This is a genomic window from Paracoccus sp. TRP (assembly GCF_000185925.1).
Classification (GTDB): Bacteria; Pseudomonadota; Alphaproteobacteria; order Rhodobacterales; family Rhodobacteraceae; genus Paracoccus; species Paracoccus kondratievae.
In genome coordinates this window covers 1-13,510 of record NZ_AEPN01000062.1, presented here as the reverse complement: position 1 = coordinate 13,510, position 13,510 = coordinate 1, and the positions used below count along the sequence as shown (strand labels likewise).

Below are 13,510 nucleotides of genomic sequence, written 5' to 3'. Positions count from 1 at the left end.
GGGGAATCCTTTTTGTCAACACAACCTAGCATTACAGTTGCGTTTTCAGTTTGATATGAGCCTGTCTTGCTGCGGCCTGATGCGCCCTTCGCCACAATGACCATGCGATGATCTGCGCGGGCTGGATTTGACGCTGTGCCATGCGATTGGCGATGCGGCGGATTTCCTGGACAGACCATCGGATCAGGGGTAGCGATGGGGCCCGCGCATCGTTTTTGGGGGTGGTGCGACATTGGCATGATGGCGGATGACGGCCGTCATGGCGAAGGCCAGCATGACCAGGGAAACATGGCGGTGCCAGCCGTGCCACGAGCGCGTCTCGTTGTGATCGAGGCCAAGCTCGTTCTTCGCGGTCTCGAAACTGTCCTCGATCGCCCATCGGTGGCCCTCGATCCGCACCAGTGTTTCCATGGGCGTGCCCTGCGGGCACCAGGTCGAGAAGAAGGCCAGATCGCCGTCAGAGATATTGCGGCGGATCAGCAGGCCTCGGGTCCAGAGCTCGCCGAAATTCGCGTCGAAATCCGCAGCATCGAGGTCGGCCAGTTCGATATAGGCCCAGTCATGAAGGCGCTCCCCCTTGGTTCCTGTGCCAGCCGATAAGCGCTGCCAGGCCTCCGGGGGCAGGTCTGCGGCGATATCCCTGGCGGTTCCGGCAACGGCATAAGGCTTGCCCCAGGAGTTGAACGCATGCTTTGCGCTGACCCCAAGCACATATCCCTTGCCGGCACGCCGCAGCGCCATCTCGATATCGCCGACCCCATAGACACTGTCGGCTGCCACCCAGGAAAACGGCACCCCTGCTGCCAGCGCCCGCTCGATCATGGCACGGGCAATCGCGGGTTTGGTGGCGAAGCCGAGTTCCTGCGGCACATGGGTCTTGCGGCGCCGTTCGGGATCGTCCGCCCAAGCCTTCGGCAGATAGAGCACCCGGTCAATGAAGGCGTGCCCATGGTGCGAGACATAAGCGGCAAAGACCCCGATCTGGCAATTGGTGATCTTGCCCGCCGAGCCGGTGTATTGGCGTGCAGCACCACAGGAGGCATGACCCTGCTTCAGAAAGCCGGTTTCGTCTATGACCAGCACCGCACCCGGATCGGCCAGCGTTTCCAGCGCATAGTCGCGCACGATGTTGCGCAAGGCATCGGCATCCCAGTGCACCCGACCGAGGATCGCCTGCTGCCGCCAGGGACCCTTGTCGCCAGCGGCGTCTGCCCGCATCCATCCGGTCTTGCGCCGTTCGTCTCCCAGCAGGCCATCGAGAAACTGCCCTGCCGATACCGCAACCCGTTCCTGCGTGAACAGCACCCGCATCCGCAACTTCACGTCCCGAAGCGACGAAGCCCACAGCTCAAGCGTTTCCTCGACAGCTAATCCCGACATCCATGACCCCATTCAAATCATGGTAGCCCAGTGATTCAGAAATGAGATGAAAACGCAACTGTAATGATAGCCCCGCTACGCCTTCCGGCGCGCCGGACCTTCGATTCTTAGACCGCCATGGGCGTCAGCCAGGGCTGGCCCTCGGCCTCGTGGCTGTCCACGACCGCCTCGACGAAGGCCACGCCCTTCAGCCCATCATAGGCCAGCGGCAGGTTCTGCCCCAGCAGGCTGGGCTCGCGTCCTTCTTGCCGCGCGCGGATCGCCTCGGCGAAACCGGCATAGAGATTGGCAAAGGCTTCCAGATAGCCCTCGGGATGGCCGGGGGGCGTACGGATGCGCAACTTGGCGTCCTCGGACAGATCGTCGGCGCCGCGCTTGATAATCTGCACCCGGCCGTCTAGCGGCGTGAAGACCAGCTCGTTCGGCTGCTCTTGGAACCATTGCAGGGAACCATTTTCGCCGAAAACCCGCAGCCGCACGCCGTTGGAATTGCCGATGGCAATCTGCGAGGACCACAAGAGGCCCCGCGCTCCACCCTGATAGCGCATCATGACATGAGCGTTGTCATCCAAGGCCCGGCCGCCCACGAAGGTGGCCAGATCGGCGGTCAGGCTTTCCAGCTTCAGCCCGGTGACGAAGCCCGCCAGGTGATAGGCATGGGTGCCGATATCGCCGATGGAGCCGCCGCGGCCGTTCTTTTTGGGATCGGTGCGCCAGGCGGCCTGCGCATTGCCGGCCTGTTCAATGGCGGTCGCCATCCATTCCAGCGGATATTCGACCTGCACGGTGCGGATCGGCCCCAATTCGCCACGGGCGACGCGGACGCGGGCCTCATGCACCATCGGATAGCCGGAATAGGTATAGGTCACGCCGACAAAACGGCCGCTTTCGCGCGCCAGCTTTTCCAGCGCTACGGCATCCTCCAGCGTCGCGGTCAGGGGCTTTTCACAGATCACGTCGAAGCCTGCCTCGATCAGCGCCTTGGCGATCGGGTAATGGGTGAAGTTCGGCGTGCAGATCGCCACGGCATCGACGCGGTCCTCCCGCGCCGTCTCGCCCGCGATCAGGTCCTGATAGGTGCCATAGCTGCGGGCGGGGTCGAGCCCCTGCGAGATCGCGAAGGCGCGGCCACGCTCGGGATCGACGTCAAAGGCCCCGGCCACCAGCTGCCATTGCCCGTCCAGCCGCGAGGCGAGGCGATGGATATTGCCGATATAGGCGCCCTGTCCGCCGCCCACCATTCCAAGACGCAACATGGTCATTCCTCCAGTCCGAGCATGGCCCGGTTGGCGCCGCGATTGGCGCCGGATTTCACGAAATCGTCGAAGGCGCGGTCCGACACCCGGATGATGTGGTCCGCGATGAACTGCGCGCCTTCGCGGGCGCCGTCCTCGGGGTTCTTGACGAAGCATTCCCATTCCAGCACCGCCCAGCCATCGAAGCCATAGGTGGTCAGCTTGGTGAAGATCGCCCCGAAATCGACCTGCCCGTCGCCGGGCGAGCGGAAGCGGCCGGCGCGCTTCGACCACGGCTGATAGCCGCCATAGGTGCCGGACTTGCCGTCCGGGCGGAACTCGGCATCCTTGACGTGAAAGGTCTTGATGCGCTCGTGGTAGTGGTCGATGAAGGCTAGGTAATCCAGCGCCTGCAACACGAAATGGCTGGGGTCGTACATCAGGTTGGCGCGGGGATGGTTCCCGACCTTTTCCAGGAAATATTCCCACGAATGGCCGTCATGCAGATCCTCGCAGGGGTGGATCTCGTAGCAGACATCCACGCCATGCGCGTCGAAATCATCGAGGATCGGCGCCCAACGCCTTGCTAGTTCGTCGAAACCTTCCTCGACCAACCCCTCGGGCCATTGCGGATAGGGGTAAAGATAGGGCCACAGCAGCGCGCCCGAGAAGGTCACGTGCCGGTCGATCCCCAGCCGCTGCGAGGCGCGGGCGGCGAAACGCAGCTGCTCCTCGGCCCAGGCGCGGCGCGCGGTCGGGTTGCCGCGCACATGTTCAGGCGCGAAGCTGTCCATGATGACATCATGCGCCGGATGCACCGCCACCAGCTGGCCGGTGATATGCGAGGCGAATTCGGTGATCTGAAGGCCGTGGTCGGCCAGCATCCCCTTGATCTCATCGCAATAGGCGTCGCTCTCGGCGGCCTGTTTCATGTCGATCAGGCGCGTGTCCCAGGTCGGGATCTGCACCCCTTTGAAGCCCTTGTCGGCCGCCCATTTCACCAGGCTGGGCAGCGAGTTGTAGGGCGCGTCATCGGCCGCGAACTGGGCCAGGAAGACGCCTGGCCCCTTGATGGTCTGCATCGTCATGCCTCCAGTTTTGCCGCAGGGACCGGCGCGTCGTCATAGCCGCCATGGACGGACTGGTCGAAGGGGATCACCGCCCCGGTCATCATGCCGCTGTCGTCGGAGGCCATCCACAACACGGCGCGCGCGACTTCCTTCGGGTCGAGGATGCGGCCAAAGGGTTTCTGCGCCGCGGCCCGGTCGATGAAATCGGGGTCGCCGGTTTCCGACAGCACCAGCGCACGTTCGTGGTCCGAGTTCATCCAGCCGATATCGAGCTGGTTTACATGGATCCGGTGCCGCATCAGCGCAAAACCAGCATGGCGGGTCAGCGTCGCCAAGGCCCCCTTGGACCCCGCATAGGGCGCGAGGAAGGGCTGGCCCACCAGCGCGGACATCGAACCGATATTGACGATGCGACCCTCGATCCCGTCGCGGGTCATCACCTTGGCCGCGTCCTGCATCAGGAAGAACGGCGCGCGGGTGTTGACCGCGAACATGCGGTCGAAGAGTTCCGGCGTGGTGTTCAGCAGGTTGCCGCGGTCGGTCAGGCCGGCGGCGTTGACCAGAATGTCCACGCGGCCGAAACGCTTGTCGGCGGCGGGGATGATAGCCTGCACGTCCTCGATCTTGCCCAGGTCGGCGGCGACCATCTCGACCGGAATGTCGGTCGCAGCCGTGATTTCGGTCGCGACCGCCTGCCCTTTCTCGACGCCTCGGCCGACGATCACGATGCCCGCCGCACCGGCTTCGGCAAAAAGCCGCGCGATGGCCGCGCCAAGCCCTTGCGTGCCGCCGGTGACGACGGCGATCTTTCCATCAATGCGGTTCATTTCACCACCTCATAGCCAGCCGCCGCCATCACGCGTAGCAGCTCCTTATGCCCCTTTTTCGCCATCTCCAGCGGCGGGTTCGCCACCGGGTCCTGCTCGGCCTCGACCACGAACCAGCCCTCATAGCCCTTGGCCGCCAATGCCTTGACGATGGCCTCGAAATCCAGCGAGCCATCGCCCGGGACGGTGAACGCGCCCTTGATCACCGCATCGAGGAAGCTTTCGCGCGAACGGTCCAGCCCGTCCACGACTGCACGGCGGATGTCCTTGGCATGGACATGGCTGATGCGGGCATGGTGGTTCTCGATCACCCGCATCACGTCGCCGCCGGCAAAGGCCATGTGACCCGCATCGTAGAGCAGCGGCACCGAAGAATGCTTCATGAACAGGTCAAGTTCTTCCTCGGTCTCGACCGCTGCCGCCATGTGGTGGTGATACGAGATCGGCATCCCCTGCCTCGCGCACCAATCGGCAAAATCGCTGATCTTGCGGCCATAGGCGGCCATCTCGACCTCGGTCAGCTTCGGCTTGGTGGCCAGCGGCGCGGAACGCACGCCCTGGATGGAGCGCGCGGTCTCGCCGTAGACAATGCAGGGCGCGCCCGCAGCGATGAAGAATTCCATCTGTTGCGCGATGCGATCCTTTTCCGCCTCGATATCGCCGTCCAGCAGCAGGCCCGAGAACCAGCCGCCGCAGACCGAGACGCCGAAACGGTCGAGGATCGGCCCCAGTTCGGCCATGTCCATCGGAAAGCGACGGCCGGTCTCCATGCCGGTGAACCCCGCCTCGGACGCCTGCCGCAGACATTCCTCCAGGCTGACGTCATCGGACAGTTCCGCCAGGTCGTCGTTCCACCACGCGATGGGCGCGATGCCAAGCTTTGCTTTCATTTACACACCCAGACGCTGCGCTTCGCGGATCTTTTCCTGCGCCGCACGGGCGGCGCGGACGGTCTCGAAATTCGAGATCTCGGGCACGCCGACATCCCAATCCGCATCCCCCGGCACCCATTTCCAGGCATCCGAGACGATCGAGATCACCGTCACCCCGTCATGGGCCAGCGCATCCGTCATCGCGCCCTCCAGATCGGCCAGGCTTTCGGCCTTGACGGCGCGGGCGCCCATCGCCTCGGCATGTTTCACGAAATCGACATGCAGCGGGTTGTCGCGGTTCTGGATCCGGCAATCGGCGAGCAGGTTGTTGAAACCGGGCACACCCTTGGCCTGCTGAAGCCGGTTGATGACCGCGAAGCCGCCGTTGTCGCAGACCACCACGACCATCTTGTGGCCGGTCAGCGCCGCCGAATAGATGTCCGAGTTCATCATCATGTAGGTGCCGTCGCCCAGCATGACGATGGGCGTGCCGCCGGTCGCGCCCGGCCCCTCCTGCGCCATGGCGCAGCCCCAGCCCGCGGCGATCTCGTAACCCATGCAGGAAAAGCCGAACTCGCAGTCGAAGGTGTTGGGGTTCTTGACCCGCCAGCCCTTGGTCACCTCGCCCGGCGTGCCGCCCGCCGCAGCGATCAGCGTGTCGTTCGGCCCGGCGACCTTGTTCAGCACGCCGACAACCTGCGCATAGGACGGCACCAGCTCGTTGGTCGGCGCCTGATGCTCGTCCAGCAGCTTGTTCCATTCGGCGAACAATTCCTTGGCCTGCTTCATCAGCCCAGCGTCGGCCGCCCAGTCGCCAAGCGCCGCGTCCAGCTCGCCGATGGTTTCCAGCGCATCGCCGACCACGGCCAGCGAACGGTGCTTGATGGCATCGAAGCGTGCCGCGTTGACCGAGATGAACCGCGCATCCTCGGCAAAGGCCGTCCAGGAGCCGGTGGTGAAATCCTGCAGCCGGGTGCCGATGGCCAGGATCACGTCGGCCTCTTTCGCCAGCGCATTGGCCGAGGTCGAGCCGACGATGCCGATGGGTCCGGCATGGACCGGATGGTCATGGGTCAGCGCGCCCTTGCCGGCGATGGTCTCGACCACCGGGATGCCGCGCTTGGCGGCGAAATCCGCCAGGGCGTCCTCGGCCAGCGAATAGCGCACGCCGCCGCCCGAGATGATCAGCGGCTTCCTGGCCGTTTTCAGCAGTTCGGCCGCCGCCGCGACCGCATCGCGGTCGGGACGCGGGCGCGGGATCGACCAGACGCGCGGTTCGAAGAAAACCTCGGGGTAATCATAGGCCAATTCCTGCGTGTCCTGCGCCAGGCCGATGAATGCCGGGCCGCAATCGGCGGGGTCCAGCATGGTCGCTACCGCCTGCGGCAGCGACTGGATCAGCTGCTCGGGCAACGTGATGCGGTCCCAATAGCGCACGACCGATTTGAAGGCATCGTTCGCGGTGATGGTCGGGTCGCCGAAATGCTCGACCTGCTGCAGCACCGGATCGGGCAGGCGATTCGCGAAGGTGTCGCCCGCGATCAGCAGCACCGGCAGGCGGTTCGCCATGGCGACGCCCGCCGCCGTCACCATGTTCAGCGCCCCCGGCCCGATCGAGGTCGCGGCGACCATCAGCTGGCGGCGACGCTTGGCCTTGGCGAAGCCGATCGCGGCCAGTGCCATGCTCTGCTCGTTCTGGCCGCGCCAGGTCGGCAGTTGGTCCTGCACCTGCTCCAAGGCTTCGGACAGGCAGGTCACGTTGCCATGGCCGAAGATGCCGAAGACGCCCGCGAACAGCGGGACACGCGCGCCCTCGATCTCGGTGAACTGGTTGCAAAGGTAACGAACAAGGGCCTGGGCCATGGTCAGGCGCACGGTCTTGCGTGGCATCTCGCCTCCTCCTGCGGATGGTGTTTTTTCAGACGATACGGAATGATGATTGACAATGCAATAGTTCTGCAATGATTATTGCGAAACGAATTTCGGGAGGAACCCATGACAGGAATCGCCGTCCTCGGCACCGGCCGCATCGGTCGCATGCACGCCGAAAACATCGCTGCCCATCCGCGCGCCCGGCTGGCAGGCGTCTATGACATCCATGCCCCCGCAGCAGCCGAAGTCGCAGCCCAACTGGGCGTGCCGCATTTCGATTCGGTCGAGGCGGCGCTGGCCTCGGCCGAGGTGGATGCGGTGCTGATCGCCAGCTCGACCGCCACCCATGCCGATCTGATCGAGCAGTCCGTCGCGGCGGGCAAGGCGATCCTGTGCGAAAAGCCCATCGACCTGTCGCTGGACCGGGTAAACGCTTGTGCAACGAAAATTGCCGGCACCAGCCTGCCGATCATGCTGGGCTTCGTGCGCCGCTTCGACAGTGGCCATGCCGGGGTCCGGAAGGCCATCGAATCGGGCCAGATCGGCGAGTTGCATCAGGTCACCATCACCTCGCGCGATCCCGGCATGGCGCCCGACGCCTATATCGAGGCCTCGGGCGGCATCTTCCGCGACATGACCATCCATGATTTCGACATGGCCCGCTTCATCCTGGGCGAGGAGGTGACCGAGGTCACCGCCACCGGCTCGCGCCTGGTCGACCCGTCTCTGATGCAGCGTTGCGACGACTACGACACGGTGACGGTGGTGCTGAAGACCGAATCGGGCAAGCAGGCGATCATCACCAACTCGCGCCGCGCGGTCTATGGCTATGACCAGCGCGTCGAGGCTTTCGGCAGCGCAGGCATGGCGATCTCGGAAAACCGGGCGCTGGATCATGTGCGGCTCTATGGTGCGGAATTCACCGACCGCGCCACGCCGCTGAAGAATTTCTTCATCGACCGTTATGCCGATGCCTTCGCGGCCGAGATCAGCGCCTTCGTCGATGCCATCGAGCAAGGCAAGCCGGTGCCGGTCGGGTTCGAGGACGGCCGGCAGGCACTGCTGCTGGCCGAGGCCGCGATCCTTTCCGCCGCCAAGGGCCGCACGGTCGCAACCAGGGAAATCGGATAAGCCATGTATTCGCAATTCGGACTGTTCATCGACGGAAGCTGGACCCAGGGCACCGCCAGCGGCGAGGTCATCTCTCCGGTCACCGAAAAATCGTTGGGCCAGTTGGCCCTTGCCACGGTCGAGGACACGAAGGCGGCACTGGACGCCGCAGCCCGCGCCCTGCCGAAACTGCGTGAGATGGGCGGTTTCGGCCGCGCCGACGCGCTGCACAGGGCCGCGGACGAGATGATCCGCCGCGCCGACGAGGCAGCGCGGATGATCTCGGCCGAGACCGGCAAGCCTATCGCGCAGGCGGGCCGCGAATGGGGCCTTGCCTGCGACCAGTTCCGCTGGTTCGCCGAGGAGGCGCGCCGCATCTATGGCCGCATCGTCGACAGCCGCGTCCCCGGCGGCCGTTTCGAGGTGACGCGCGAGCCGGTGGGCATCGTCGGCGCCTTCACCGCCTGGAACTTCCCCGCCGCCTTGCCCGCCCGCAAACTGGCTCCGGCGCTGGCCGCCGGCTGTCCGGTGGTGCTGCGCCCGTCCTCGCAGACGCCGGGCGTGGCGATGGTGATGGTCGACTGCCTGCGTGCGGCGGGACTGCCCGACGGCGCGGTGAACCTTGTCGTCGGCTCGACCGGCGCAACCTATGCGCCGATCATGGCGGACAGCCGGGTGCGCAAGGTCAGCCTGACCGGCTCGACCCGCGTCGGCCAGCAGATGATCCGCGATGCCGCCGATACGGTGAAGAAAGTCTCGATGGAGCTTGGCGGCAACGCGCCGCTGATCATCCATGACGATGCGGACCTGGAAGCCGCGCTGGACCTGACCGTGCCGACCAAGTTCGCCAATTGCGGGCAGGTCTGCGTGACCCCGGACCGGATCTTCGTCCATGACAGCCTGCACGACGCCTTCGTGGACGGATTCGTTTCGCGGGCGGCGCAGATCAAGCTGGGCGACGGGATGGACCCCGACACCGGCATGGGCCCGCTGATCAATGGTGGACGACTGGCGGAAATCGAGGAAATCGTCGCCGATGCCGTCCGCGCCGGGGCCAAGCTCGCGCATGGCGGCAAGCGTCCGGCGCATCTGAACAGCGGCTTCTTCTTCGAGCCGACGGTGCTGACCAATGTTACCGACGACATGAGGGTCTTTGCCGGGGAGAACTTCGGTCCGATCGCCGCCATCACCCGCTTCTCGACCGAGGACGAGGCGCTGGCGCGCGCCAATGCGTCCGACATGGGGCTTTCTGCCTATGCCTTCACCCGCTCGCCCGACCGGGCGCGGCGCATGTCGGCGGGGCTGAAGGCCGGCATGGTCGGCATCAACAGCTTCGCGCTGGCCGCATCCGAGGCGCCCTTCGGCGGCACCAACCATTCCGGCATGGGCCGCGAGGGCGGCATCGAGGGGATCGAGGATTATCTCGACACCAAGCTCGCGCAGATCGTGTTCTGAGGGGAGGAAACGCGATGTTCACCAACAAGCTCAAACAGCAATGGGCCGAGGGGCGCGCCGCAATCAACGGCTGGCTGTCCATCGGCAATCCGCTGACCGCCGAGATCATGGCAGCGCAAGGCTATGACAGCATCACCATCGACGCCCAGCACGGCGCGCTGGACTACAGCGCCGTGCTGCCCATGCTGCAGGCGATGCGGGCGTCCGGCGTGACGCCGATGGTCCGCGTGCCCTGGCGCGAACCGGGCGCGATCATGAAGGCGCTGGACGCCGGCGCGCAAGGCATCATCTGCCCGATGGTGAACTCGGCCGAGGAGGCGGCGGAATTCGTCAGCTACATGCGCTATCCGCCGCATGGCCAGCGCAGCTTCGGCCCGACCCGCGCCACCTTCGCCTATGGCGGCTATGGCGTGGCGGCGAACGATCAGGTGCTGGCGCTGGCGATGGTCGAGACCCAGCAGGGCATGGACAACCTGGACGCCATCGCGGCGACGCCCGGCCTCGACGGCATCTATGTCGGCCCGGCAGATCTGACGCTGGGCACGCAGGAAGGCCGCCTGCCCCCCGCCTTCGACCGCGAAGAGCCCGAGATGATCGCGCTGCTTCAACGGATCAAGGACGCCTGCAAGGCGAACGGCATCCGTGCCTGCCTGCATTGCGGCACGCCGGAATATGCCGCCAGGGCCATCGGCTGGGGGTTCGACCTGACCACGGTCGGCGGCGACACCCGCCTGCTGGCCGGTGCGGCCGCCGCCTCGGTCGCGACCTGGCGCGACCTGACCGGCTCCGCCCCCGCCTCTGCCACGAAAGGAGCCTATTGATGCCGCATCTCCTTGTTGCCGGAAAGCTGCATCCCGCGGGAGAGGCGCTGCTGCGCGAACTGCCCGCACGCGGCATCACCGTGGATTACGTGACCGAAGTTTCGGAACCTTCCTACGCGCCGTTGATCCACAAGGCCGACGCGCTGGTGATCCGCACCCAGCCGCTTTCGGCCGCGACCGTGGCCCTGGCCAAGCGGCTCAGGGTCGTCTCGCGTCACGGGGTCGGCTATGACGCGGTGGATCTTGCCGCACTCAACGACCGCGGCATCGCGCTGACCATCGTCGGGGACGTGAACTCGGTCTCGGTGGCCGAACATGCGATGATGCAGCTTCTGGCGGCCGCCAAGCGCGTGCTGCTGGCCGACCGCGCGGTGCGTGACCCCGGCCAATGGGGCTGGCGCAACCGGCTGGAACAGCGGGAAATCTCGGGCAAGAACCTGCTGATCATCGGCTATGGCCGCACCGGGCAGCGCCTTGCCCGCATGGCCGCCGGCTTCGAGATGACGGTCCGCGCCCATGACCCCTATCTTGCCCGCAAGGGCTGGCCCGAAGGTCCAGTCGCGGAGGCTGCCGATCTGGATGAGGGGCTGGCTTGGGCCGATTGCATCTCGATCCACGTGCCCAGGGCCGACAAGCCGGTGCTGGGGGCAAGGGAGATCGCCCTGATGAAGCCCGGCGTCGTCCTTGCGAATACGGCGCGCGGTGGCGTGGTGGACGAGGCGGCGCTGGCCGAAGCGCTGGCCTCGGGCCAGGTCGGTTCTGCCGGGATCGATGTCTTCGACGAAGAGCCGCCCGGCAGCTCGCCCTTGTTCGAACAGCCGACCGCGGTGCTGTCGCCCCATATCGCCGGGCTGACCGCCGAATGCGGCGAACGCATGGCCATCGCATCCATCCGGAACGCGCTCGACTATCTGGACGGCACGGTTGATCCCGGTCTCATCGTCAATCCGACTTTCGCCCATGCTTGAGAACCTGCGCCGCCGGCTCGCGGAACTCGGCGACAGCGTCGGACAGGCGACGGATCTGCGTTACGGCAGTGCCGCATTCATATCGGACCTGCCGCAGCGCCTGGAGCAGGATCCTCCAGCACCGTCGCGCAATGGCCCACCACCGCACAGCCGTGCCGAAACCCTGTCAATCGGTCGTCTCGTCCGCCATCTGGATGGCGGCTGAGTGCAACGTCACTTCAAACCGGATACTGCCCATGTCTGACAAACCCGTCCTGCGTATCGGCCTGATCGGCACCGGCTTCATGGGCAAGGCCCATGTCTTCGGTTTCGCCAGCGCGCAGAAGGTCTTCGACCTGCCTTACCAGCTGGAACTGCATACGGTCGCCGACGTCACCGAGGACGCCGCCGCCCGTGCCGCCGCCGATTTCGGCTTTGCCCATGCCACCGCCGACTGGCGCAGCATGGTCGCGGACCCCCAGATCGACGTGATCGACATCACCGCCCCGAATGCGCTGCACAAGGAGATGGCCCTGGCCGCCATTTCCGCCGGCAAGCATGTCTATTGCGAAAAACCGCTGGCACCGCTGGCCTCGGACGCGCGCCAGATGGCGGATGCGGCGGCGGCCAAGGGCGTCAAGACCCAGGTCGGCTTCAACTATCTCTGCAACCCGATGCTGCGGCTTGCGCGCGAGATGATCGCAGCGGGCGAGCTGGGCGAGATCCGCGGCTATCGCGGCCTGCATGCCGAGGATTATATGGCCGATGCCGACGGCCCCTGGACCTTCCGCCACGATCCGGCGGGTGGCGGCGCGCTGGCCGATATCGGCAGCCATGCGCTGGCCACGGCGGAATTCCTGCTCGGCCCGATCGCCGAGGTGATGGGCGATTGCATCACGATGATTGGCCAGCGCCCCGACGGCCAGGGCAACATGCGTGCCGTGACAGTGGACGATGTCGGCCGCGCCTTCCTGCGCTTCGCGAATGGCGCGCAAGGCTCCATCGAGGGCAACTGGATCGCCACCGGCCGCAAGATGCAGCATGATTTCGAGGTCTACGGCACCAAGGGCGCGCTGGCCTTCAGCCAGGAGCGCTTCAACGAGCTGCATTTCTATTCGACCGCCGACGCGCCCGGCCGGCGCGGCTTCCGCCGCATCGAGGCCAGCCCCGACCACCCGCCCTATGGCCGCTTCTGCGTCGCCCCCGGCCATCAGATCGGCTTCAACGACCTGAAGGCCATCGAGATCGAGGGCTATCTGCGCGCCATTGCCGGCGAGATCCCCGAGCCTTTCGGCTTCGCGGCCGGTCTGCGTATCCAGCGGCTGGTCGAGACGATCCAGCGCTCCTCCGCCGCGCGGCAGTGGATGGCCGTCACGGCCTGAGAATCCGCTGCCGCCTCCCTCCCGCGGCATCGGCTGGGGCGCTCCTCGCCCCTTCCCCCCGGGGTGCCCAGCTGTGCGCCGGGCACCCACCTTTCGAAAGGGCTCTGCATGTTCCGGAAGATTCTTGTAGCGAACCGAGGTGAGATTGCGATCCGCGTGATGCGGGCGGCAAACGAGCTTGGGAAGAAGACGGTCGCAGTCTATGCCGAGGAGGACAAGCTGAGCCTGCACCGCTTCAAGGCGGACGAGGCTTACCGCATCGGCGGCGGCCTGGGGCCGGTGGCGGCCTATCTGTCGATCCCCGAGATCATCCGCGTCGCGAAGGAATCCGGCGCCGATGCCATCCATCCGGGCTATGGGCTTCTGTCCGAGAACCCCGATTTCGTCGATGCCTGCAAGGCGGCGGGGATCACCTTCATCGGGCCGAGCGCCGACACCATGCGGGCGCTCGGCGACAAGGCCTCGGCGCGGCGCGTCGCCATCGGCGCCGGCGTGCCGGTCATTCCGGCCACCGAGGTGCTGGGCGACGATATGGAGGC

Annotated in this window: 13 protein-coding genes; 7 read left to right on the top strand and 6 right to left on the bottom strand. The window is 65.8% G+C overall.

The genetic code is table 11. From position 1 onward, the window contains the following. Nucleotides 1–183: 183 nt before the first annotated feature. From PARACOCCUSGL_RS0118305 to iolD, 6 genes are all read right to left on the bottom strand, one after another. Complete coding sequence (locus PARACOCCUSGL_RS0118305) at nt 184–1,380, bottom strand: IS701 family transposase (RefSeq protein WP_029372682.1); 1,197 nt, start codon at nt 1,378–1,380, stop codon at nt 184–186. A 107-nt stretch (nt 1,381–1,487) separates the two neighbouring features. After that, nucleotides 1,488–2,621, bottom strand: coding sequence for a Gfo/Idh/MocA family protein (locus PARACOCCUSGL_RS0118300; RefSeq protein ID WP_010400108.1), 1,134 nt, complete (start codon nt 2,619–2,621; stop codon nt 1,488–1,490). A 17-nt stretch (nt 2,622–2,638) separates the two neighbouring features. After that, entirely contained in the window at nt 2,639–3,697 is a 1,059-nt protein-coding gene (locus tag PARACOCCUSGL_RS0118295) for a sugar phosphate isomerase/epimerase (protein WP_010400106.1), read from the bottom strand. Nucleotides 3,698–3,699: 2 nt separating this feature from the next. After that, complete coding sequence (locus tag PARACOCCUSGL_RS0118290) at nt 3,700–4,512, bottom strand: SDR family oxidoreductase (protein ID WP_010400104.1); 813 nt, start codon at nt 4,510–4,512, stop codon at nt 3,700–3,702. Next, nucleotides 4,509–5,402 carry a myo-inosose-2 dehydratase gene (gene iolE / locus PARACOCCUSGL_RS0118285; RefSeq protein ID WP_010400102.1) on the bottom strand — a complete coding sequence of 298 codons (894 nt, stop codon included), beginning with the start codon at nt 5,400–5,402 and terminating at the stop codon, nt 4,509–4,511. The genes PARACOCCUSGL_RS0118290 and iolE overlap by 4 nt, the downstream gene beginning before the upstream one ends. Then, nucleotides 5,403–7,274, bottom strand: a complete 1,872-nt coding sequence (gene iolD / locus PARACOCCUSGL_RS0118280) for a 3D-(3,5/4)-trihydroxycyclohexane-1,2-dione acylhydrolase (decyclizing) (RefSeq protein WP_010400101.1) — start codon at nt 7,272–7,274, stop codon at nt 5,403–5,405. 105 nt (nt 7,275–7,379) lie between these two features. Between iolD and iolG the strand changes: the two genes are divergently transcribed. From iolG to PARACOCCUSGL_RS20955, 7 genes are all read left to right on the top strand, one after another. Then, a complete protein-coding gene (iolG, locus tag PARACOCCUSGL_RS0118275) occupies nt 7,380–8,387 on the top strand; it encodes an inositol 2-dehydrogenase (protein WP_010400100.1) in 1,008 nt (335 codons plus the stop codon). A 3-nt stretch (nt 8,388–8,390) separates the two neighbouring features. Continuing rightward, a complete protein-coding gene (locus PARACOCCUSGL_RS0118270; protein ID WP_010400099.1) occupies nt 8,391–9,821 on the top strand; it encodes an NAD-dependent succinate-semialdehyde dehydrogenase in 1,431 nt (476 codons plus the stop codon). A 14-nt stretch (nt 9,822–9,835) separates the two neighbouring features. After that, the gene (locus PARACOCCUSGL_RS0118265) at nt 9,836–10,642 is read left to right on the top strand and encodes an HpcH/HpaI aldolase/citrate lyase family protein (RefSeq protein WP_010400098.1); all 807 of its coding nucleotides are present in this window, start codon (nt 9,836–9,838) and stop codon (nt 10,640–10,642) included. Then, the gene (locus tag PARACOCCUSGL_RS0118260) at nt 10,642–11,610 is read left to right on the top strand and encodes a hydroxyacid dehydrogenase (protein WP_010400097.1); all 969 of its coding nucleotides are present in this window, start codon (nt 10,642–10,644) and stop codon (nt 11,608–11,610) included. Before PARACOCCUSGL_RS0118265 ends, PARACOCCUSGL_RS0118260 begins: the two co-directional genes overlap by 1 nt. Next, nucleotides 11,603–11,815, top strand: a complete 213-nt coding sequence (locus PARACOCCUSGL_RS0118255; RefSeq protein ID WP_010400095.1) for a hypothetical protein — start codon at nt 11,603–11,605, stop codon at nt 11,813–11,815. Before PARACOCCUSGL_RS0118260 ends, PARACOCCUSGL_RS0118255 begins: the two co-directional genes overlap by 8 nt. A 31-nt stretch (nt 11,816–11,846) precedes the next feature. Further along, nucleotides 11,847–12,971 (top strand): Gfo/Idh/MocA family protein, encoded by a 1,125-nt coding sequence (locus PARACOCCUSGL_RS0118250; RefSeq protein WP_010400094.1) that lies wholly within the window; start codon nt 11,847–11,849, stop codon nt 12,969–12,971. A gap of 108 nt (nt 12,972–13,079) precedes the next feature. After that, nucleotides 13,080–13,510: biotin carboxylase N-terminal domain-containing protein (locus tag PARACOCCUSGL_RS20955; RefSeq protein ID WP_010400093.1), on the top strand; the 431-nt coding region annotated here is incomplete at its 3' end.